The sequence below is a fragment of the Spirosoma aerophilum genome, assembly GCF_054782495.1.
This window is the reverse complement of the sequence record NZ_BAAGSJ010000004.1, coordinates 332,279-352,427: the sequence shown is the minus strand read 5'-3', so window position 1 is coordinate 352,427 and position 20,149 is coordinate 332,279. Positions and strand designations below refer to the sequence as shown.

Here is a 20,149-nt window from a genome sequence, read left to right as displayed (position 1 = left end):
ATTCACTCGTGCCTTTCATGAAGTCAGTATTCACTGACGCAAGCGAATGCTTGCCACATAACCGGCACGAGTAAATACTCGCGCCAGAAAACTAAAAAAATGAAACGAATACTATTTTGCCTTTTATTCATCAGCCATCTGGCCTTCTCCGACGATGGCTACCGGCTCTGGCTGAAATATGACCTGATCAAAGACGCCCCTAAACGGGAGGCTTACGCCCGTTCAGTGCAGTTCATCGCCCTGAACGGCAGTAGTCCTATTCTGAAATCAGCGGCCGACGAACTACAAATGGGTTTGCAGGGCTTACTCGGTAAAACGGTACCCATCATGACCAATGCTGGAAATCGGACCGGGGGCATTGTGCTATCGGTAGTGGGTGCGCCAACGTCTGGTTCGCAGACGCTAGTGGCGGATGGGTATCAGCTAACCAGTCGTAAGGGAGGCAACATAACGATTTCCGGAAAGACCGATTCGGGGGTACTGTATGGTGCGTTTGCCTTGCTTCGGCAACTGCAAACCGGCCAGGCGGTGGAGAATGTATCGCTGACCAGCAATCCGAAAATTCAATACCGGATGCTGAATCACTGGGATAACACCAATGGCACCATCGAGCGCGGTTATGCGGGTGAGTCGCTCTGGAAATGGTACGAGCTACCCGCTACCGTCGACCCTCGCTACCGCGATTATGCCCGCGCTAATGCGTCGCTGGGCATCAACGGAACGGTGGTGAACAACGTGAATGCCAGCGCCCGTTTCATGACGGCTGAATACATCGAAAAAGTAGCGGCTCTGGCCAACGTGTTCCGGCCGTATGGCATACGGGTGTATTTGTCGGTCTATTTCCCGGCGGCCAAAACCATTGGGGGACTGAAAACATCGGACCCGCTCGACCCGGAGGTTCGCAAATGGTGGGTCGATAAAACCAGAGAGATTTACAAAGCTATTCCCGATTTTGGCGGCTATCTCGTCAAAGCTAACTCCGAAGGCGAACCCGGTCCGCAGGATTACGGCCGTACCCATGCCGACGGAGCCAATATGCTGGCCGAAGCCCTCAAACCCTACGATGGCATCGTGATGTGGCGGGCCTTCGTTTACAAAGCCGATCCGAAAGCAGATCGATTCAAAGCGGCCCATGAAGAGTTTACCCCCTTGGATGGCCAGTTCGATAAAAAGGTTATTGTGCAGGTGAAGAACGGTCCCATCGATTTCCAGCCACGCGAACCCTTCTCGCCCCTGTTTGGCAACATGCCCAAAACACCCCTGTCGATGGAGTTTCAGATCACGCAGGAGTACCTCGGTTTTGCTACCCACTGGGTATACGAAGCTCCGCTTTTCAAGGAGTGTCTGGAGACCGATACGCATGTGGAAGGCAAAGGCTCATCGTCCGGTGGGGCAACGGTGGCCAAAGTAATTGATGGTAGCTTGCATCAGTACACCATGACAGCCATTGCGGGAGTTGCCAACACGGGTTCTGACCGGAACTGGACCGGCAACCCCATGGCGCAGGCCAACTGGTACGCTTATGGGCGGCTGGCGTGGGACCATACCCTGTCGTCGGAAGGGATTGCCGACGAATGGGTGAAGATGACGCTGACGAGTGAGCCGAAAGCGGTGAAAACCATTACCGATCTGATGCTCAAGTCGCGGGAGATTTACGTGAACTACAACACACCGTTGGGGCTCTCGCGTCCGTGGTCGGGTGTTCACTTCGCCCCCGAGCCCTGGCAGGAGAAAAGTGTTCGCCCCGACTGGACCGCCATCTATTACCACCGGGCCGATTCCATTGGGCTTGGCTTCGACCGAACCGCAACGGGTAGCAATGCGCTGGCACAATACCGGCCCGAAGTACAAAAGCAATGGAACAACCCCGAAACCTGCCCGCTGCCGTATCTACTCTGGTTCCATCATGTACCCTGGACAAAGAAACTGAGCACAGGTCGCACGCTTTGGGATGAGCTTTGCACCCGTTTCTATACCGGTGCCGACTCGATTGTATGGATGCAGAAGCAGTGGGCGCAGGTGAAACCCGCCGTCGATCCCGCTATCTTTGCCGACGTAACGGGCCGACTGACAACCCAGCACAAAGAAGCTATCTGGTGGCGCGACTCCTGGGTATTGTACCTCCAGACCTATTCGAAACAACCCATTCCGGCTTCACTACCCAAGCCCGCACGGACATTGGAAGACGTGAAAGCCTTATCCGAAATTTATAAATTACGCTAGTGGAACAAGAACAACGTACGCAGATCAACAGCCAATCGGCCAACCTTTCCCCTTTTTCACTCGATGGAAAACTTGCCTTGATTACCGGTGGCGGCAGTGGGATCGGCTTCGACATTGCCCGTTGCATGGTGCAGGCCGGTGGCCGTGTGGTCATCACCGGTCGGCGGGAGCAGCCCCTGCAGGAAGCCGTTGCCACTCTGGGCGACCGGGCGCATTACATGGTCAACGACGTAACCGACCGGCCTTTGCTCGACGACCTCGTTGAACGTATCGAAGCAACGTATGGTCCCATTGATTGCCTCGTCAATAATGCGGGTATCAATATGAAAAAACCGGCACTGGATGTCACTGATGAGGATTTCGACCGGATTGTTCATACCAATCTGAACTCCGTTTTCAGCCTGACGCGGGCCTGTGCCAAACGGATGATGGCGCGTCAGAGCGGCTCGATCATCATGATCTCATCCATGGCAGCCTACTACGGCATCGACCGGGTGGCGGCTTATGCCGCGTCTAAATCGGGCGTGGAGGGGATGGTGAAAGTGCTGGCGTCGGAGTTTTCGGGCAACGGCGTTCGGGTCAATGCCATTGCGCCCGGCTTCATCGAAACGGCCATGAGTAAAACCGCGATGGGGGGAGACCCCGACCGTTTTGCCCGCGCCATGCGCCGGACCCCAATGGGTAAGTTCGGCCAGCCCGAAGACATTGGCTGGGCTGCCGTTTTCCTCGCGTCCGAAGCCGCCAAGTACATTACGGGGGCTTCATTGCCGGTCGATGGCGGTAACTCGATTGGATTCTGATCTATGACTCGGCCAGACCTGAGTCCGGGACACGGGCTCAGCTCCCGGACCCCGGCTCAGCTCCCTGACTCGGACCGCTCACCAGACCTGCCTCCGCCCCCGGATTGCATCCGGGGTTAATCATAGTCAAGTCCTTCGGACTTGTTAGGGTCATAGTAAAGGGCTGATGGGTAAATGATTACGGCTATGTTTATTGACTGTGGTGTTTGTGTCGTTCGCTCGTGGCAGCGTGGAGACGCAGAAAACCTGCCCTTATATGCCAATGACAAAGACATCTGGCTGAACCTGCGGGACCGCTTTCCGTATCCCTATACGAAGGAAGATGCTCACCAGTTTGTTAAGTTTGTGATGGACGCTCGCCCGGAAACCGGCTTTGCCATCGTGGTTGACGGTGAAGCCGTAGGGGCTATTGGTTTTCTGCTTCACGATGATATTGAGCGTTGTTCTGCCGAAATAGGCTATTGGTTAGGCCGCCAGTACTGGGGGCGGGGTATCATCACGGCGGCCTTAAAAGCCGTTACCCGCTACGCCTTCAGCGAGTTTGACCTGACCCGATTGTATGCCGTTCCTTTTCTGAGAAACCCGGCATCGATGAAAGTGCTTGAAAACGCGGGCTATCAGTGCGAAGGAATCATGAAACGCAGCGCCGTCAAAGATGGGCAGGTGCTGGATCAGGCTTTGTATGCGTATGTCGTCGATACGGAGTAAAAGGTGATCGGTGCTGTTGTCAAATTGTAAAGTTTCGGCGGCTTATTTCACTTACCCATCGGGTTACATTTACTTTGGGTCTGTATACCGCCTTCATTGTATGAAACTGATGTTGAAACACCTGTTAGCGCTGGGCTGCCTGTTGTGGCTGTCTCCTGTATGTCAGGCGCAGAAAAACCCCCGAAAAGCCCTGTTCGTTATTGTCGATGGAATTCCGTCGGATGTGATCGAAAAACAGCCCACGCCCAATCTGGATGCCATTGCTAAAGTGGGCGGCTATGCGCGGGCGTATGTGGGTGGGCAAAAAGGCACCTACTCGCAAACGCCGACGATTTCGGCGGTGGGATACAACAGTTTGCTGACCGGCACCTGGGTGAATAAACACAACGTCTGGGACAACAGTATCAAAGCCCCAAACTATCAGTACTGGAGCATCTTCCGCTTCTTCGAAAGCCAGTATCCGCAGAAGAAAACGGCCGTTTTCTCCACCTGGCTCGACAACCGGACCAAGCTCGTTGGCGAAAACCTGCCGCAAACCGGCAACCTCCGGCTTGATTATTCCTTCGACGGGTTTGAACTCGATACGCTCCATTTTCGGCACGATAAACAGTCGGAGTACATCCACCAGATCGACGAGAAAGTGGTGGATGAGGCCAGCCGCTACATCCGCGACGAAAGCCCCGACCTATCGTGGGTTTATCTGGAATACACCGACGATATGGGCCATAAATACGGCGACAGTGAGCCATTTTATAAAGCCGTCAGCATCATGGACGACCAGATGGGCCGACTCTGGAAAGCGATTCAATACCGCCAGAAAACGTTTGGGGAAGACTGGCAGCTGTTCATCACCACCGACCACGGGCGCAGCGCCGACACAGGTAAAAATCATGGCGGGCAGTCGGACCGGGAGCGGGCCACCTGGATCGTGACCAGCGCCAAAGACCTGAACGTGCAGTTCACGAAGAATACCCCCGCCATTGTGGACATTATGCCGACCATGGCCCGCCATCTGCAACTCACGATCCCGAAAGAACAGGCTTTTGAACTGGACGGCGTACCACTGACGGGGAAATTATCCATCGCGGAGCCAACGGCGAAGAAGGAGGGAGCTAAAATCACATTGACCTGGAAAGCCCTGGAATCCGACGAGACGATAAAAATCTGGCTGTCGACCACCAACCATTACGAAGAAGGCAAGCGGGATAACTATCTGCTGATGGCCGAGGTACCCGCCAAAACCCAAACCGCCACCGTCGATGTGTCAACGCTACCCAAAGGCTTTTACAAGATCGTGCTGGAAGGCCGGCACAATACGCTGTCAAGGTGGGTTGTCGAGTAGTTCCGGGCCGACGCTCGGTGCTACTTCACCCGCGTCCAGGTTTTAGATTTTCCTAAAAAGCTAAGTCCCATGACGTACCCTCGCAGGTCAATGGAGTCGTGGTCTTTAAGGGTCACTTCGCAGTTGTAGGTTTTGCCGTCTTCGGGGTTGTAAATCTCCCCATCTCCCCAAACATTGTTGCCTTTATAGGTCAGGTTCGTGAGTAAGACCATGTGCATCAGCGGGCGGCTTCGCAGCTTTTCGTCGGGGTTTGCCTTGTCGGCTTTGAGTTTGTTAGTCCCTGGTTCGTTGGGTTCCAGCATCCAGACCAGCTTGCCGAAATACTTATTACCCTGTCTATAAATCTGAACCTGATTCCGCTTTTTTGAACTCAGCCATCGCCCCACCAGCGCATCCGGGTCGTCGAGGGCGCTGGCAAACGACGGAAGTGAGAGGCAGACGAGCAGGAAGAGAACGATCAGGCGTAACGGGTTCATACGTGAGTTGGTTTGTTATATAAACGCAGAAGAATCGCTTTTGTCGATTCAACTACGATTAAATTTATAACAAACAGGCTATTTCCAAGGTAGAGCAGCGCGTTTGTTTTTTGTTTGATAGGATTAATGGAACATTGTTTAATCGTGTCCTGAAAATAAATCCTCTTCGTATGGCCAGCTACCTGCCGTTAGGCTGGATTATTACCCGATGAAGAGAAAAGGCGTCTCTATAACCTGGTCGGTATTGGTACTCGGTAGCTATAAACGAATAGTCTACGTTATTAAGCAAATCGATTGAATACAGAGACGCAGAGAGCGCAAAGGTTAAGTTAATTAATCTCTGTGCTCTCTGCGTCTCTGTATTCAACTTTATTTCACCTGACTACACAAGTATCTAATAAAGGGTTTTTAGATAGGCGATGGTCTGCGGCACCTGTTTTGAATAGCTGGGACTCTCGTCTTCAATGTAATAGTGCTGGATGCTGGATTTTCTGGCCGCTTTCAGAACAGCCGGAATATTGAGCTGGCCCGTACCCAGAGCGACGTCATTCTCCACCGGCGTTCCCCCCGACAAGTTGCCCGTCACGCCCTTCCGGAGGTCTTTGAGGTGCATGAGTTTATAGCGTTTCGGGTATTTTTTTAACAGCTCAGCCGGGTCATAACCCGGAAAGAACGTCCACAGAATATCGAGTTCAAAACTTACGTACCATGGGTCCGTTTGCTGAACGATGTAATCATAGAGCGTCCCGTCGCCATACTTCTCGAATTCGTAGCCGTGATTGTGGTAGCAGAATGTAAGCCCAAAGTCATCGGTTAGCTTCTGGCCGATCCGGTTAAAATCGGCTACTGTTTTTTTCGCTGTTTCCAGCGTAAACGGCCCTTCGTGCGGTATCCAGGCAACACGGACAAATTTCGCGCCCAGGGTTTTTGCCTGCTGGCCAACTTCGGCCGTTTTGTTGAGGGCATCTCCATAACTCACGCCGAATGACGAGCAGGTCATGCCGCGTTCGTCGAGGAGTTTACGGATGTCGGCGGCTGTTTTGCCAAACAGGCTGGAGAACTCCATATCCGTCATGCCCAACGATTTGATGGTGTCGAGTGTGGCCGCCATATTTTTTTGAAGGCTGGCGCGGTAGGTGTACGACACCATGCCGGGTTGTACTTTCTGGGCTCGGATCTGGGTGCTTCCGAGTAACAGGAGAACGAGAAAGAACGTGTTTCTTACCATAAAAAAGTCATTAACAAAATACTGTAAGCCAATGGAGGGTTGGTTTTATGCGTGAATACCTCCTGTTATACCCGAACATTCCAGCCTTTGTCATACTCCCGGCCCCAGAGTTGCATGCCCTCTTTGTCGTCCAGAATATGGCCGTTCTGCGGGTTGCAGTTCAGGGTTCTGCCCACCCGGTAGGCGATATTGCCCAACTGGGCAATCAACGTGGACTTATGCCCGTTCAGAATTTCGCCGGTTAGTTTGGTGTCGCCCCGAATGGAACTGATAAAGTTCTGAAGGTGGGTGGCATCCAGCTTTTCCAAGGGGCTGACGGTGTTGGTAGCATCGTAGGGCGTGTCGTCCTTTACTTCCTTCACCAGCTTGCCCTTCTGATCGTAGATGCTGTAGCTGTTGGCTCCCGGATACACGACAGTCCCTTTTTCGCCATAGAAAATAACCCCCCGGTCGCTGCCTTCCGATTTGTAGCCGTTGCAACTGCGCCCCTCCCAGGTCATCGCCGTATTGTTGGCAAAATTAGCCGTAATGGTCTGCGTGTCGGGCGTTTCCCAGTCGTCCTGAAACGCGAACCGTCCCCCCGCCGACACAACTTTAGTAGGGTAGTCGACATCCAGCCCCCAGCGTATCACATCAATCTCGTGGGTGCCGTTGTTGAGGGCTTCGCCGGTGCCCCAGTTCCAGAACCAGTGCCAGTTGTAGGGTACCACGTTGTCTTTGTAGGTCCGACGGGGAGCGGGTCCCTGCCACAGGTCGTAGTGGAGGGTCGAAGGAACCGGTGTTTCTTTGCCCCGGCCAATGCTTTGCCGCCAGTTGGTGTACCAGCCCCGCGCAAAATAAACCCGGCCAATGGCCCCAGCCCGCAGCTGCGCCACCATGTCGTTGACATTGCTGAACGAGCGTCGCTGACTGCCCATCTGTACCAGTCGGTTGTATTTGCGGGCCGCTTCAACGGCCATTTCGCCTTCGCGGGGGTTATGGCTACAGGGTTTTTCCACGTAAACATGTTTACCCGCCTGGCATCCCATAATGGTGGCGGGGGCGTGCCAGTGATCGGGAGCGGCAATAACCAGCGCGTCGAAATCTTTTTTCTCCAGCAATTTTCGAATATCGGTAACCCCCTGTGGTTTTTTGCCGGTCTGCTTCTCGACACTGGCGCAGGTTTTCGCCAGTACCTTCTCATCGACATCGCAGATATAGGCAATTTCAGTATTGGGGATATTGGCAAAATTCTTGGCCAGAAAGGCACCCCGGCTGTTGGTTCCCATAATGGCAATGACCACCTTGTCGTTGGGCGACCCTTTGTAAAATCCCCCTGCCGACAGGGAGGGGGATAGCACCAAACTCGTGCCCGCTACGGAAGCTGTTCGAAGGAACGCACGACGATTAACTTGTGAACGCATGAGTACTATGATAATTTAGTTGAATTGGAGCAGACAGCAAGGCGTTGACTGCCCGACCTGCTGTCTGCTCCGAGGAAAGGTAAAAACGGAAGGCTCAGTAGCCGGTGTTCTGGTCTACTTTCACATCCAGATTGGCGTCGATGAATTTCTGCGGGATGGGGAAAAAGGCGTGATAGGGCTGAATGGTAGGGCCTGCTTTCGGGTTGTATTTCTTCACCCGCTCCACCAGTTTGCCCATCCGGTTCAGAATCAGTCGCCTGAATTCTTCCAGCATCAGTTCCCGTGCCCGCTCATCGAGCAGGTAATCCAGCGTTACGTCGTTGGCCGCTACCGGGCTGGCTTTGGCCCGACTCCGAACCACGTTGATGTCGTCGGCCGCTTTCTGTTTGTCACCCTTCATCAAATACGCTTCGGCGCGTAACAAGTAGGTTTCGGCGAGTCGCATTAGGTAAAACTCTTTGAACGTACGGCCGTAGGTGGCTCCCGCCAGTGGTTCGCCTTCAATTTTGCGGATGTAAGAGTAGTACCAGTACATCGTATCGAGGTCTTTGGCCGTTTGCCGGTTTACTTTCTGCCCGAAATACTTCGACGATTTGTCGTTATAGAAAAAGTCGCGCCGGATGTTGTACCGCGAATTGCGGATGTCGTTGGGATCACTCCAGACGGTGTAGTTGAAATAATTCGTTGGGCGAAACCAGCCAACGGGTCGGCCGAGGCTGTCGGCAACGGTCATCGCTGTTTTGCCATCGGGGTCTTTAATGGCGAAGTAGCGCGGTCCCCAGGCCCGCAGCGTCCCGTTGCCACCCCCCGATTTAGGAATCCCGCCCGGTGTCTGAAACTCAAACTGAAGCGCCCAGATGGTTTCTTTATTGCCTGATGTGCTGCGATTCTGGTTGTTATCCTTGAACAGGTCAGAGAACACATCGCCGGGTTGCCCGGAGTATTTGCCGAACCGGTTGGTCATCAGTTGGTACTGCCCGTCGTTGATCACCGCCGAGGCACTGGCAATGGCTTTGTCGTACTGGCCCAGGTTGTTATACACATCGGCCAGCAGATGATCGGCGGCTGCTTTAACAACGCGTCCGTCCTGCGTGGTTGATTTGGGTAACCACTGCGAGGCAAACTCCAGATCTTTCGCCACAAAAGCCAGCACATCGGTGCGGGGCGACCGCACAAAATCGAGCTTGGGTCCCGTAGCGACTTTATCGACAATGGGCACCGCACCGTAGAGGTTCGCCAGAATATTATAGGCATACGCCCGCAGAAACCGCGCTTCGGCTACCGACGCATTTTTCTCGGCTTCGTCTTTCCAGACAGCACCGGGCTTTTCGGCGTATTCGATGATCGTATTGGCGCGGGGAATCACCTTCAGGTACGCCCATTCCCAGTGGTGATTGACCTGACCGGCCGTGGGCGTTACCCAGGTGCGGTAGTCGACATAGGTGTTGATGCCGGGATCGCCGGTCATGCCCACGTCGGTACCGACCTGAAAATCCCAGACGTTCGAGCCGTAGCCATAATCGTCATTCTCGAAAAAAGCAGACCGTAACACGGCGTGGATCGACGCTATGTAGGTATCGAAGCCGGATTTGTTAACCAGCACCACATCGGGGTTCAGAAAAGCCAGGGGCACTTCGTCCAGCACGCTGTCTTTACAGGCATCGACCGTAAAAAGGAGCAGAGCCGCCAGCAACAGCCGTTTAAAACCGGATTGGAGAAACGAAAAAGGGGTATATGATTTCATGTGTAACGTGCTGTTGAGGGTTAGAAACTCAGGTTGATGCCGCCCGTAACTGACCGCGCCGTGGGGTAACCGGCCCAGTTATAGCCGCTCTCGGGGTCCTGTCCAACGTAGTTGGTGAACGTGTAGAGGTTCTTGCCGCTCACGTAGGCCCGAAGCCCGTTTATTTTCAGGCGGGAGAGTATGGCTTTGGGGAGTTCATACGACAGGCTTACATCCTGAATCCGAACGAAGTCGCGGGTGGTGTAATAGCCGTATCCCAGTGGATTCGTGTAGGTGAGAGAGGGTCTCGTGTTCGACTTGTTCTCGGCGGTCCACCAGCCCGCGTCGAGCATGTTGACCGGGCGGTTGGGGTAGTTGTTAACCGGGTCGAGGAGGTAGAACGACTGCGACCAGCCCTGCATGGCATTCAGGAAAACTGACAGCGACAAATTCCCATAGCGGAAAGTGTTGTTGATACCCCAGCGGTATTTGGGTTCCCGCTGGCTGATGACCGTGCGGTCGTTAGGATCGAGTTTACCATCGCCATTGAGGTCTTTAAAGCGTAAAAAGCCCGGTTTATAGCCCGCTGGCAGCTCGTCGCCCTGCTGATAGACGCCGTCAAATACGTAGTCGTAATTGATGTTAATGGGTTGCCCGATGAACCAGCGGTTGCCTAGGTCGTCGTCTTCGCGCCCGTCGCCATTGTTGTCGTTTCCGTACAAATGAATGATGCGGTTGCGGTTGGTCGAAAAGTTCAGGTTCGTGGTCCATTCAAATTTCCCTTTGCGGAAGTTGCTGGAGTTGAGCGTCGCTTCAAAGCCGACATTTTTGGTGGCGCCTAAGTTGGTGAGTACCTGACCAAAACTCGTTGGGCTAGGCAGCGAACGGTTCAGGAGCAGGTCGCGGGTGTTCATGTGGTAATACTCGAACGTACCGCCAAGCCGACCTTTGAACAGCTCGAAGTCGACGGCTGCATTTTTTGACACCGTCGTTTCCCAGCGTAGATCGGGGTTGGCCATCGTGGATGTATACACCGCGTTGACGGTAGCCCCGCCATCGCCGTAAACGTACTGCGTAGTACCCGACGTGCTCAGCGACTGATAGGGGGCAATAGCCTGGTTGCCGACCGAGCCGACCGAGAAGCGGAACTTCAGCAGGTTAAAGGCCGACAGTTTTCGCATAAACGACTCATCGGAGGCCACCCAGCCCAGGGCCGCCGATGGAAAGGTGCCGTATTTGTGGCTGGCCCCAAACACCGAGGTGCCATCCCGCCGGGCCGTGAGGGTGAACAGGTACCGGTTTCGGAATCGGTAATTGACACGGGCCATCGACGAGATGCCGTCGACGCGTTGAGCGTCGGAAAAATTCTGCTGCACCTGCGCCAGATTTATATTGTTCCAGCTCAGCACATCGGTGAAAAAATTGGACCCGTTGGCCGTTGTCGACTCCCAATACCGCTGATTCCGGCCGTAGAGCAGGGTAACGTCGAGGTCGTGGTGTTCGGCAATATGACGGCTGTAGGTCAGAATATTCTCCAGCACCCAGTCGAAATCTTCGCGGTTGTATTTCGACGCGCTGCCGAGGTTATTAAGACCATTCCGCTTATAGATCGGGGAGGAGGTGTACTTGTGTTCCCAGCGATAATTGGGCGAGTAGTTGACCCGATAGCTGAGGCCCGGCAGAAACGGTGCGTCGACAATGGCGTAGAAATTAGCGAACAGGTTGTGCTTGATCTCCTGGTCTTTGTCGAGCAGCGGATAGAAAATTGGACTGCGCTGAATCTGGTCATCCACCGGATAAGGGACCGGGTCGGTTTTGGCCGCATCGAAATACAATTTACCAAACGGACTCAGGGTATAGCCCTGCCCCGTGTCGGATTCTTTCCCCGACAAATCGCGCCGGGCGTATTGCGAGTTGACGCCCACCCGCAGCCAGGGAGTTATGTTGTTTTCGAGGTTGATGCGAAAGGAAGTCCGGTTGGCATTGTCGTTGAAAATCAGTCCTTTCTCATACACCTGTGCCGTCGAAATAAAATAGGACGTGCGCCCGGTTCGCCCTGACACGCTGATGTCGTATGACTGAATAGACCCCTGCTGCGAAATCTCCTTCCACGGATCAATCGTGATGCCGTTGCGGTAGTTTTCGGCTTCGGTATTCTGCAAATAACTGGCTACCTGCGCCGGATCGGCCGTTTGTCCGCTCTGCCGACGAACGTCCAGCGTTTTCTCGATGTAGCGCTCGGGACTGAGCAGCTTCATCCGGCGGCTCCAGTCCGACACACCCGCGTAGGCGTTGAACCGGATAATGGGTTTCTCGGTCGTACCTTTTTTGGAGGTGATCAGCACCACGCCATTGGCTGCCCGTGACCCGTAGATGGCCGCCGACGAAGCATCTTTCAGAATCTCCATCGTTTCGATGTCGTTCGGGTTGATGTCGGCCAGATTGCCATTATAGAAGACCCCGTCCAGAATAATAAGCGGGTCGTTGGAGGCCGTAATGGAGCGTGACCCCCGAACCAGGATGGTGCCGCCCTGCCCCGGTCGGCCGTTATCCGTGAACTGCACACCCGCCACGCGGCCCCGCAGCGCCTGGGTGACGTTGGTATTCGGCAGGTTCTCTACCTGTTTCATGTCGATCTTGGCGACCGAGCCCGTCACGTTGCGCCGGGATTGTGTGCCATAGCCGACCACTACGACCTCTTCCAGTGCCTTCGTATCGGGTTTGAGCGTCATGTTGACCGTTGTCTGGTTTCCGACGGGTACTTCTTCCGACAGGAAACCCACGAAGGAGAAAACCAGCGTGGCGTCAGGCGTGCCATCCGGAATGGACAGGCGGTATTTGCCCGCTACGTCGGTGGTGGTACCTCGCTGGGATCCTTTCAGAATCACGCTGACACCGGGCAGGCCTTCGCCTTTTTCGTCGATAACCGCCCCCGAAATGATCTGCTCAAGCAGTTGCTTTTGCGAGTCGTCCGACTCTGCTCTAAGCGGCTCCTGAAAGCTGGTGTTCTCGCTTCGGCGGAGCATGATCAGCTTTTTGGAAATTTCGTAGTCGATCTGGAGAGGCTTCAGCACACGGTTCAGGATGGAGACCAGGGCTTCGTTATGCGCCGAGATGCTTATTTTTCGGCTGCTCTGAATCAGTCGTGAGCTAAACACGAACCGGGCGGTGCTCTGCTTCTCTATTTCGTGCAGAACCGTGCGGACGTCCTTCTCCTGCACTTCCAGCGTAACTTTTTGGTCCAGAATGGCTTGTGCATAGCCGTCGTGAGCAAAACTTGCTCCGACAAACAGCATGGCCAGCATTAATTGTGTACAGGTAATTTGCATAACCCTATGCAAGACTGTTTTCGGTTGTACGCGTTTTTGCATACTTTTGGTCAGTTTTGTTGGTTTAAGAATGGACAAAACAATCCCCGTTATCCCGGATAAGGATAGGCTCAGTTTCCAGCTCAGCATGGGGAGTAATCAGGTCGGCAATGTTCCAGCATTGCCGACTTTTGTGTGAAAGAAGGGGTAGGCTTAGGGCATATGGTTCCGGGTTTTAGCGATGTTTATATTTAGAATTTAGGTTGGTAATTACTAGTGAGGTTATGGTTTGCAGCCCCGGCTATTGATCACGATCTGGCCATCGATCACGTCGTAATGGGCTTCGATAACCCGGCAGATCACATCCAGCTTTTCAAAGAGCGACTGCTCGGTCAGCTCGGCCGTGAGCGGGCAGGTCGCCAGCAACTCCTCGTCGTACACAATATCGACCCCATAGGCTCGCTCCAGTCGGCCAAACACAACCGGTAGTGGCGTGTCGTCGAAGGTGAACTGCTGGGCCTGGGTGTTACCCGCCAGCACCTGCGGATTTTCAACCAGCGATTTGGACAGGCGGGCGGGCTCCCGTTCAAACACAATTTTTTGGTTGGGCATAAGCACCACACCGTCCAGGTCGCGGTCGCGGAGCTTTTGGCCAGCCTCGGGATCTGTTTGGGCGAATACGGCCACCCGCCCGGTTTTCACCTCGACCGTAACGTCGGGGTCTTTGGCGTAGGCGCGTATCAGGAAGCTGGTGCCCAGTACTTTGGTAACCAGCCCGTTGGCATAGATCAGAAACGGCTGATTTGGATTTTTCGTTACTTCGAAGAAGGCCTCACCCGAGAGGTACACCTCCCGTTTGTTTCCTCTAAACACAGCCGCGTGACTAATGCGGCTACCGGCTTTGAGCAGTACCAGCGAGCCGTCGCTCAACTTCACCGGCATCACTTTGTCGGACCGGTTTACCGTTTCGGTGAGCGCGTGTTTCTGGCTGGCAATCAGGTTGTCGTAGGTAATGCCGGGGCGAATGAGGTGGCCTATCTGGTCGGGCAAATCGGCTCGCCATCCCCAGATAGACAACCCCAACACCAGCAGGATGGATGCCGCCACCCGAAACCAGCTGCGTTGATAGAAGGGTATAATAACTGGCGGGGTAGTGTGGCCAGCGGTGAGTGCCGGTGCCTGTTTACGGGATTGGCTGATGGTGCGCTGAACGGCGTAGCGAATTTCCTCATCGCTCAGGGGTAGCTCCTGCAGCCGGAGTGCCTCAACCAGTTCGCGGGCCTGGGTGATGAGTGCGGACTTCTCGGGATGACTGGCCAGCCACTCCTGCCAACGGGCATCTGTCTCGCGTGTGGGCGACAAAACCCACTGGCGGAATGCCTGGTCCCAAACAAAATCTTCAACACGGTACTGTAGGTATCGTTTCATCGCCGTTTATCTGCCTCTCAATGGCTGATAGACAGAATGGCGGTGGAGATACCATACATTTTCACAAAATTTTACTGTTTTTTTTTCAGCGCTTCGTCAAATGGCCCTTTGGACTACAGAAGCCCCATGTTCACGACCAGGAGCGTAAGGAGTTCTATTTTCCAATATTGGCGCAGGTGGCGAAGAGCTAGTTGAAGGAGGTTGGATACCGTTTGGGGGGCAATGTCCATAATTTCGGCAATCTGCTCCCGCTCCATTTCCTGAAAAAATTTCAGGTAAATAACTTCTTTCTGCCGACGGGGCAGGGTTTGCAGCAGGCTCTGCATGTGCCGGGAGCGGTTGAAGGTAGTTTCGTGACGAATGAATGTTTCCTCCACCGAAAATTCCAGGTTGAAATGCTGCAGCTTATCGTCACCGAACTCCTCCGACGCCGGCGCATCGGGCATATGCCGGTGCATATACCGCCGTAACGAAGCCATCAGATACGGCTTGAGTACAACCTGCGTGCGCAACGAAGTCCGGCGTTCCCACAGGTATAAAAACAGGTCCTGAATACAATCTTTGATAAACTCTTTATCTCGGGAGAAGCGAGTACCGTACCGGAACAGTGCCCGGTAATACGTTGTCATCAGCAGTTGAAACGCAGATTCTTCCCCCGCCAGAAAGCGTGTCCAGAGTTGCTGTTCTGCCGGGTTGTCTGGCATTGAGGACCCATTGGTTTCGGACTTCGACATAGGAAGATGACGGAATAGCGTGTCAAATTTGGCTTAATTTAGCTTAAAGGGAGAAATACTAGAATTATATCTTCCTGGCTTAGTTTTAAACGAGGGTTGTGTAGCCCCGCCGTTGCAGCACTACAACACAACTCACTTCATCTCTTTTATCGACAGCCAGTAGAGACCGGCGAAGATTATACTGAAAAAGGCACCGAAGGAGGTGTTCAACGCACCAACGCCCGCCAGCGCAACGGGTAGTACCAGACCAACGGCAATGCCCGCTACATAAATCCAATAGCCGATTTTGCGCAGCCGAAACATCAGGATAGCGCCGATCAATGTCAGCAGTGAATAAGCAAACTGAGCAATGGCCAGCGACTTGATTTCGTCCGGGTCGCCGGGGGCAGGCGCGTCGGAGGAGCGATCTTCGAAGTACTGTGTAGACCCTTCTTTCTTTTTCGCCGGGTCCGGTTTTGTTTCGACGTATTTCGTTTCAGCCACGGCATCGGCTTGTACAAACGAGACCACCGAATCAATAAGGCCCCAGCCGCAGCTGAGGAAGGTAAGAATGCACAGGAGCGTTAATAGTTGGGAACGCATAATGGTAGCGCGGGTGGAAACCCGCTTAAACGAATAAAAAGGGAGCTTCCGGTCAGGCAGTCAAAAAACCTTATTTTCGCGGCTGAGTTTCTTTATCACAACGAAATCCAAATCAGATGACTCTGCAAGAACTAACCGAACAAATTCGGTCCAAAGTTACACATGCCGACAACATTAACGCTACGATTAAAATCGTCACCGATCAGGGGCCTATTTTTATCGACGCATCTAAATCGCCCGCAACGGTGTCGAACGAAGATAAACCCGCTGATTGCGATTTACAGGTAAGCATTGACAACCTCGTGAAAATGGGCAACGGCGACCTTAACCCCATGATGGCCGTGATGTCCGGCAAACTCAAAATCAAAGGCGACATGGGTATCGCCATGAAAATGGGTCAGGTGATGGGGTAGAATTCAATGATGAATGAGTGAATGGTTCAATGAGTGAATAAACGTGGTTAATGGTACAGTAAATCAGTAGTACGGTTAGCATGAAGACTTACTACAATTTATGAGACTGTTCCCCCTGATTATTCACTCATTCGCTCATTCATAATTCACTCATTGATTATGTCTTCTCGTCGTAAGTTTCTGGAAAACAGCGCACTGGCTGCGGCAGGTTTTTACATTGTGCCCCGGCACGTACTGGGTGGAACCGCAGCGGATGGGTCGCGGATTATTGCGCCTTCCGACAAACTGAATATGGCTGCCGTGGGTTGTGGCGGCAAGGCCGATGTAAATGTCCGGCTGGCCTACAACAACGGTTCCGATAATTTTGTGGCCCTCTGCGATGTCGACGACCGGCAGGCGAAGAAATTCCGGGGCCAGTTTCCCAACGCACCTTACTTTCAGGATTACCGGGAAATGTTCGATAAAGCGGGCAAGACGTTCGACGCCGTCATTGTGAGCACGCCCGACCATATGCACGCGCCCATCGCGATGGCCGCTATGCAGATGGGGAAACACGTGTACGTCGAAAAACCGCTGACGCACGACATTTACGAAGCCCGTATGCTGACCCAGGCGGCTGCGAAATATAAAGTCGTGACCCAGATGGGCAACCAGGGTAGTTCGGGCGATGCTACGCGCATTATCGAAACGGCCATTCAGAAAAACAGCATCGGCCACGTTCACACAGTGTATTGCTGGACCAACCGCCCGGTCTGGCCGCAAGGCGTCAAATCACCGAAGGAGCGGGGGGAGTCGCAGCCGGTACCTTCTGAAGTAAACTGGCCGCTCTGGCTGGGCACCGCCCCCAATCGGCCTTATCACGAAGCGTATATGCCCACCCGCTGGCGCGGCTACTGGGACTTTGGAACGGGTGCTCTGGGCGACATGGGTTGCCATTTTATGGATGTACCCTTCCGGGCGCTGAATCTCAAATACCCCACCTCCGTTGAATGCAGTGTGGGGTCAGTGTATGCCGACTTTTTCGAAGAAGCGTTCTACGACGATAGTTGCCCGCCTTCGTCGGCTATTCACCTCACGTTTCCGTCGACCGATAAAAAAGTAAAAGAGATCAAGTTTTCGTGGTTCGACGGCGGTATCCGGCCCCAACTGCCCGAAGGCGTCGAGTACAGCGATGTGTTTCGGGATATCGACGGGGGTATGTTGTTCATCGGTACAAAAGGGATGCTGACGGGTGGTCTGTTCGGCAATAACCCCAAGCTGCTGCCCGCCGATAAGTTCAGCGGGAAAGAGCTGCCCGCTCCCGAAAAGCCATTGGTGGAAGGCAAAACGGAAGGCCACCAGCAGCAATGGGTCAAAGCCTGCAAACAGGGCTATGGTGCGTATACATCTTCATCGTTCGACCAGTCCGGCCCGCTCACCGAAACCGTATTGATGGGAAATCTGGCCACGCGTTCCTACCTGGCCCGTGAGAATGGCAAGTTCACCGGCCGCAAAAAGCTCTTCTGGGACGGCGACAATATGAAGATTACTAACTACGACTACGCCAACCAGTTTGTGAAACGGCAGTATAAGGGAGGGTACCGTTTGTAGCAGACGGCATGACACCGGCCACCCGGCTTGCTGTCTGAGCTGCGGCAGCGGCTGGTAAGGCTCTACAAATTAGTCGCTATCGCGACTCAGACAGCAGGATGCCGTCTGCTACAAGCTAAGGCTAACTACTTGTTTATTACCCATAGTCCATTTACATTAGGGGTGACTTCATTCGCTAATGATACGATTGCGTTCACTTGTCCTCTCGCTTTTAATTGGCTGTCTGCTAACACCAGGCGCATCGGCGCAATTGCTGAGCCATCAGCCCGTGGTTGTACTGCCCGCCGATGGGGATAGCTTCTCGCTGGAGGGAACGATAGCGTACCTGCGGGACTCCTCCCGAACCCGTACCATCGCCAATGTGATCGGACTTGCCAACACCCCGGCTTTCCACCCCATCTTTTCGCCGGTTCCCAACTTTGGGGTTATCACCGGAACGAAAACAGCTACCCCCCTCTGGCTTCGGTTTCGGCTGAAAAATACCTTGAATCAACCCCAGGCCTGGCTGGCTGAACTTGATTTCTGGTGCTTCGACGAACTCCAGTTGTTTGTGGTCGATGCCCAAAACCGGGTGCTGTCTACCTCTCCGACCATTGGCTGGAAAACGCCCGCCGAACAGCGCATAAAGAACAATCGACACTTCTGGTTTCCGTTTACGGTGCCCGCCGGTCAGGTCGTAACGGCCTATCTGCGGGTAGTCAAACACCGCGGCACACAGATCGTGCCCATCGAACTGGTCCGGGCGTCGGCCTATGATTCGGTGGTGCAGGAAAGCTATTTGTACTGGGGCGGGGTGCTGTTTACGCTGGTGTTTATGGCGGTTATGAGCCTGATTTTCTTTCTGACCACCTTCGATCAGATCTATTCACGATATATTTTCTGTTTGCTCGGTCTGGTGGGTTTTTTTATCATCAACGATGGATTCCTGAATCAGTTTGGCTTTGCTGCCCAGTTCTGGATGCCCCGGCAGAATGTGTACTTTCTCTTTCCACTCGTCCTGTTCTATTCGCAGCTAACGTTTGTCCGGCGATTCCTCACTTTGTGGCATACACCCTCGCATCGCTGGCATACTATTGGCACGGCAGTTCTGTGGAGTGGCGTTTTGTGCCTGATTGCGCTGACGGCCGAGTGGTTCACCCCCCTCAGTCCCTTTATGGAGTTGGTGCTGGTGCGGTTGTTTACGGCACTTTACTGGCTGCCGCTGCCCGTTATCATCGCGTATATTATCATCAGCATTCGACGCCGGTATCATGTGCAGGAAGCCTGGCTGTATCTGGTCGGCATTGTGCCGTTTTATACCCTGAATCTGGCGCTGGTATTTGCCAACTTTGGCCTGCTGCCAACCTACAAACCCGTGGCTTCTTTTGCCTACTATGCACCAGCCGCTCTGTTTGAAGTGCTGGCGTTGATGGTGGGGCTGGCCTATCGTTACAAGATTGACCGGGACCAGACGGAAAAACTGATCAAAGAGCGCAACGTTCAGCAACAGCGCATGTACGAAGCTGAAGTACAGACGCTGGCTCTGCAAAACGGATTACTGGTTGAAAAAGAGCGAATAGCCCGCGATTTGCACGATAACGTAGGGGCGCACCTGGCCTTCGTTGTGACCAACCTGACGCACATCAGCGCCCAGGCAGAAAAGAAACCCATTACCGATGGTCAGCGGCTGGCCGACCAGCTTCGTACCATTGTCGTTCATACCCGCGAGGCCGTCAAGCTCCTGCGCGAAACCATCTGGGCAATTCATCAGGAAAGTTTCACCGTCGAGGAGTTTGCGGAGCGGCTCAATCAATACATCAACCGATACGTACATGAAACCGACGGCCTGCATGTCGATGTGCAGGTGTCGGGCTCGCAGTCGTACAAGCTGAGTTCGTCGCAGGTGCTGAACCTGTTCCGGATTGTGCAGGAAGCGCTCAATAATGTGATCAAGCATGCGCAGGCCAGCCAGGCCATTGTTCAGTTATTCGTTGAAGACGATGGGCATATTAACTTACGTGTTCATGACAACGGCCATGGCTTTAGCTGGACAGGTGAAGCGCTGGCTCCCCATCATTACGGCCTGCGCAACATGGAAACGCGTGCTCAGGAGCTGGGTGGCACCTTCCGTATCTTTGAAGAGGAAGGCACGACTGTGGAAGTAGCGGTATAGTTATGCTCTTTTGGGCTATACCGCGCATTGATTTGTCAT

15 protein-coding genes are annotated in these 20,149 nt (G+C 53.7%); 7 read left to right on the top strand and 8 right to left on the bottom strand.

Features of this window, described 5'->3' with window-relative positions; translation table 11 throughout:
• Positions 1–99 precede the first annotated feature (99 nt).
• The 4 genes from ACYVK4_RS03225 to ACYVK4_RS03210 all read left to right on the top strand — a co-directional run bounded on the left by ACYVK4_RS03225 (position 100) and on the right by ACYVK4_RS03210 (position 5,073).
• Positions 100–2,223 (top strand): alpha-glucuronidase family glycosyl hydrolase, encoded by a 2,124-nt coding sequence (locus ACYVK4_RS03225; RefSeq protein ID WP_461126047.1) that lies wholly within the window; start codon positions 100–102, stop codon positions 2,221–2,223.
• Positions 2,223–3,023: an SDR family NAD(P)-dependent oxidoreductase gene (locus ACYVK4_RS03220; protein ID WP_461126046.1), complete on the top strand. Its 801-nt coding sequence runs from the start codon at positions 2,223–2,225 to the stop codon at positions 3,021–3,023. The genes ACYVK4_RS03225 and ACYVK4_RS03220 overlap by 1 nt, the downstream gene beginning before the upstream one ends.
• Before the next feature lie 186 nt (positions 3,024–3,209).
• Complete coding sequence (locus ACYVK4_RS03215) at positions 3,210–3,731, top strand: GNAT family N-acetyltransferase (protein WP_461126045.1); 522 nt, start codon at positions 3,210–3,212, stop codon at positions 3,729–3,731.
• Positions 3,732–3,831: 100 nt separating this feature from the next.
• Complete coding sequence (locus ACYVK4_RS03210) at positions 3,832–5,073, top strand: alkaline phosphatase family protein (RefSeq protein ID WP_461126044.1); 1,242 nt, start codon at positions 3,832–3,834, stop codon at positions 5,071–5,073.
• A gap of 20 nt (positions 5,074–5,093) precedes the next feature.
• On the opposite strand, the gene ACYVK4_RS03205 is transcribed toward ACYVK4_RS03210, so the two are convergent.
• The 8 genes from ACYVK4_RS03205 to ACYVK4_RS03170 all read right to left on the bottom strand — a co-directional run bounded on the left by ACYVK4_RS03205 (position 5,094) and on the right by ACYVK4_RS03170 (position 15,955).
• Positions 5,094–5,549 carry a DUF2147 domain-containing protein gene (locus ACYVK4_RS03205; protein ID WP_461126043.1) on the bottom strand — a complete coding sequence of 152 codons (456 nt, stop codon included), beginning with the start codon at positions 5,547–5,549 and terminating at the stop codon, positions 5,094–5,096.
• Positions 5,550–5,943: 394 nt separating this feature from the next.
• Positions 5,944–6,777 carry a sugar phosphate isomerase/epimerase family protein gene (locus ACYVK4_RS03200; RefSeq protein WP_461126042.1) on the bottom strand — a complete coding sequence of 278 codons (834 nt, stop codon included), beginning with the start codon at positions 6,775–6,777 and terminating at the stop codon, positions 5,944–5,946.
• A gap of 65 nt (positions 6,778–6,842) precedes the next feature.
• A complete protein-coding gene (locus ACYVK4_RS03195; RefSeq protein WP_461126041.1) occupies positions 6,843–8,180 on the bottom strand; it encodes a Gfo/Idh/MocA family protein in 1,338 nt (445 codons plus the stop codon).
• A 94-nt stretch (positions 8,181–8,274) separates the two neighbouring features.
• Positions 8,275–9,924 (bottom strand): RagB/SusD family nutrient uptake outer membrane protein, encoded by a 1,650-nt coding sequence (locus ACYVK4_RS03190; protein WP_461126040.1) that lies wholly within the window; start codon positions 9,922–9,924, stop codon positions 8,275–8,277.
• Between the two features lie 20 nt (positions 9,925–9,944).
• Complete coding sequence (locus tag ACYVK4_RS03185) at positions 9,945–13,232, bottom strand: TonB-dependent receptor (protein ID WP_461126039.1); 3,288 nt, start codon at positions 13,230–13,232, stop codon at positions 9,945–9,947.
• 261 nt (positions 13,233–13,493) lie between these two features.
• Positions 13,494–14,639, bottom strand: a complete 1,146-nt coding sequence (locus ACYVK4_RS03180; protein WP_461126038.1) for a FecR family protein — start codon at positions 14,637–14,639, stop codon at positions 13,494–13,496.
• Positions 14,640–14,752: 113 nt separating this feature from the next.
• Positions 14,753–15,373, bottom strand: a complete 621-nt coding sequence (locus ACYVK4_RS03175; protein ID WP_461126037.1) for an RNA polymerase sigma factor — start codon at positions 15,371–15,373, stop codon at positions 14,753–14,755.
• 132 nt (positions 15,374–15,505) lie between these two features.
• A complete protein-coding gene (locus tag ACYVK4_RS03170) occupies positions 15,506–15,955 on the bottom strand; it encodes a hypothetical protein (RefSeq protein WP_461126036.1) in 450 nt (149 codons plus the stop codon).
• Positions 15,956–16,071: 116 nt separating this feature from the next.
• Here ACYVK4_RS03170 and ACYVK4_RS03165 point away from each other — a divergent pair, with 116 nt between their 5' ends.
• The 3 genes from ACYVK4_RS03165 to ACYVK4_RS03155 all read left to right on the top strand — a co-directional run bounded on the left by ACYVK4_RS03165 (position 16,072) and on the right by ACYVK4_RS03155 (position 20,110).
• Entirely contained in the window at positions 16,072–16,368 is a 297-nt protein-coding gene (locus ACYVK4_RS03165) for an SCP2 sterol-binding domain-containing protein (RefSeq protein ID WP_461126035.1), read from the top strand.
• A 159-nt stretch (positions 16,369–16,527) separates the two neighbouring features.
• Complete coding sequence (locus tag ACYVK4_RS03160; protein ID WP_461126034.1) at positions 16,528–17,958, top strand: Gfo/Idh/MocA family protein; 1,431 nt, start codon at positions 16,528–16,530, stop codon at positions 17,956–17,958.
• Positions 17,959–18,136: 178 nt separating this feature from the next.
• The gene (locus ACYVK4_RS03155; protein ID WP_461126033.1) at positions 18,137–20,110 is read left to right on the top strand and encodes a sensor histidine kinase; all 1,974 of its coding nucleotides are present in this window, start codon (positions 18,137–18,139) and stop codon (positions 20,108–20,110) included.
• Positions 20,111–20,149: the final 39 nt, after the last annotated feature.

Bases quoted from the DNA above. Each gene is read 5' to 3' on its own strand.
- ACYVK4_RS03170 (WP_461126036.1), bottom strand. From the start codon at position 15,955: ATGCGTTCCCAACTATTAACGCTCCTGTGCATTCTTACCTTCCTCAGC.
- ACYVK4_RS03205 (WP_461126043.1), bottom strand. From the start codon at position 5,549: ATGAACCCGTTACGCCTGATCGTTCTCTTCCTGCTCGTCTGCCTCTCA.
- ACYVK4_RS03200 (WP_461126042.1), bottom strand. From the start codon at position 6,777: ATGGTAAGAAACACGTTCTTTCTCGTTCTCCTGTTACTCGGAAGCACC.
- ACYVK4_RS03180 (WP_461126038.1), bottom strand. From the start codon at position 14,639: ATGAAACGATACCTACAGTACCGTGTTGAAGATTTTGTTTGGGACCAG.
- ACYVK4_RS03210 (WP_461126044.1), top strand. From the start codon at position 3,832: ATGAAACTGATGTTGAAACACCTGTTAGCGCTGGGCTGCCTGTTGTGG.
- ACYVK4_RS03155 (WP_461126033.1), top strand. From the start codon at position 18,137: ATGATACGATTGCGTTCACTTGTCCTCTCGCTTTTAATTGGCTGTCTG.
- ACYVK4_RS03165 (WP_461126035.1), top strand. From the start codon at position 16,072: ATGACTCTGCAAGAACTAACCGAACAAATTCGGTCCAAAGTTACACAT.
- ACYVK4_RS03160 (WP_461126034.1), top strand. From the start codon at position 16,528: ATGTCTTCTCGTCGTAAGTTTCTGGAAAACAGCGCACTGGCTGCGGCA.
- ACYVK4_RS03185 (WP_461126039.1), bottom strand. From the start codon at position 13,232: ATGCAAATTACCTGTACACAATTAATGCTGGCCATGCTGTTTGTCGGA.
- ACYVK4_RS03190 (WP_461126040.1), bottom strand. From the start codon at position 9,924: ATGAAATCATATACCCCTTTTTCGTTTCTCCAATCCGGTTTTAAACGG.
- ACYVK4_RS03215 (WP_461126045.1), top strand. From the start codon at position 3,210: ATGTTTATTGACTGTGGTGTTTGTGTCGTTCGCTCGTGGCAGCGTGGA.
- ACYVK4_RS03225 (WP_461126047.1), top strand. From the start codon at position 100: ATGAAACGAATACTATTTTGCCTTTTATTCATCAGCCATCTGGCCTTC.
- ACYVK4_RS03175 (WP_461126037.1), bottom strand. From the start codon at position 15,373: ATGTCGAAGTCCGAAACCAATGGGTCCTCAATGCCAGACAACCCGGCA.
- ACYVK4_RS03195 (WP_461126041.1), bottom strand. From the start codon at position 8,180: ATGCGTTCACAAGTTAATCGTCGTGCGTTCCTTCGAACAGCTTCCGTA.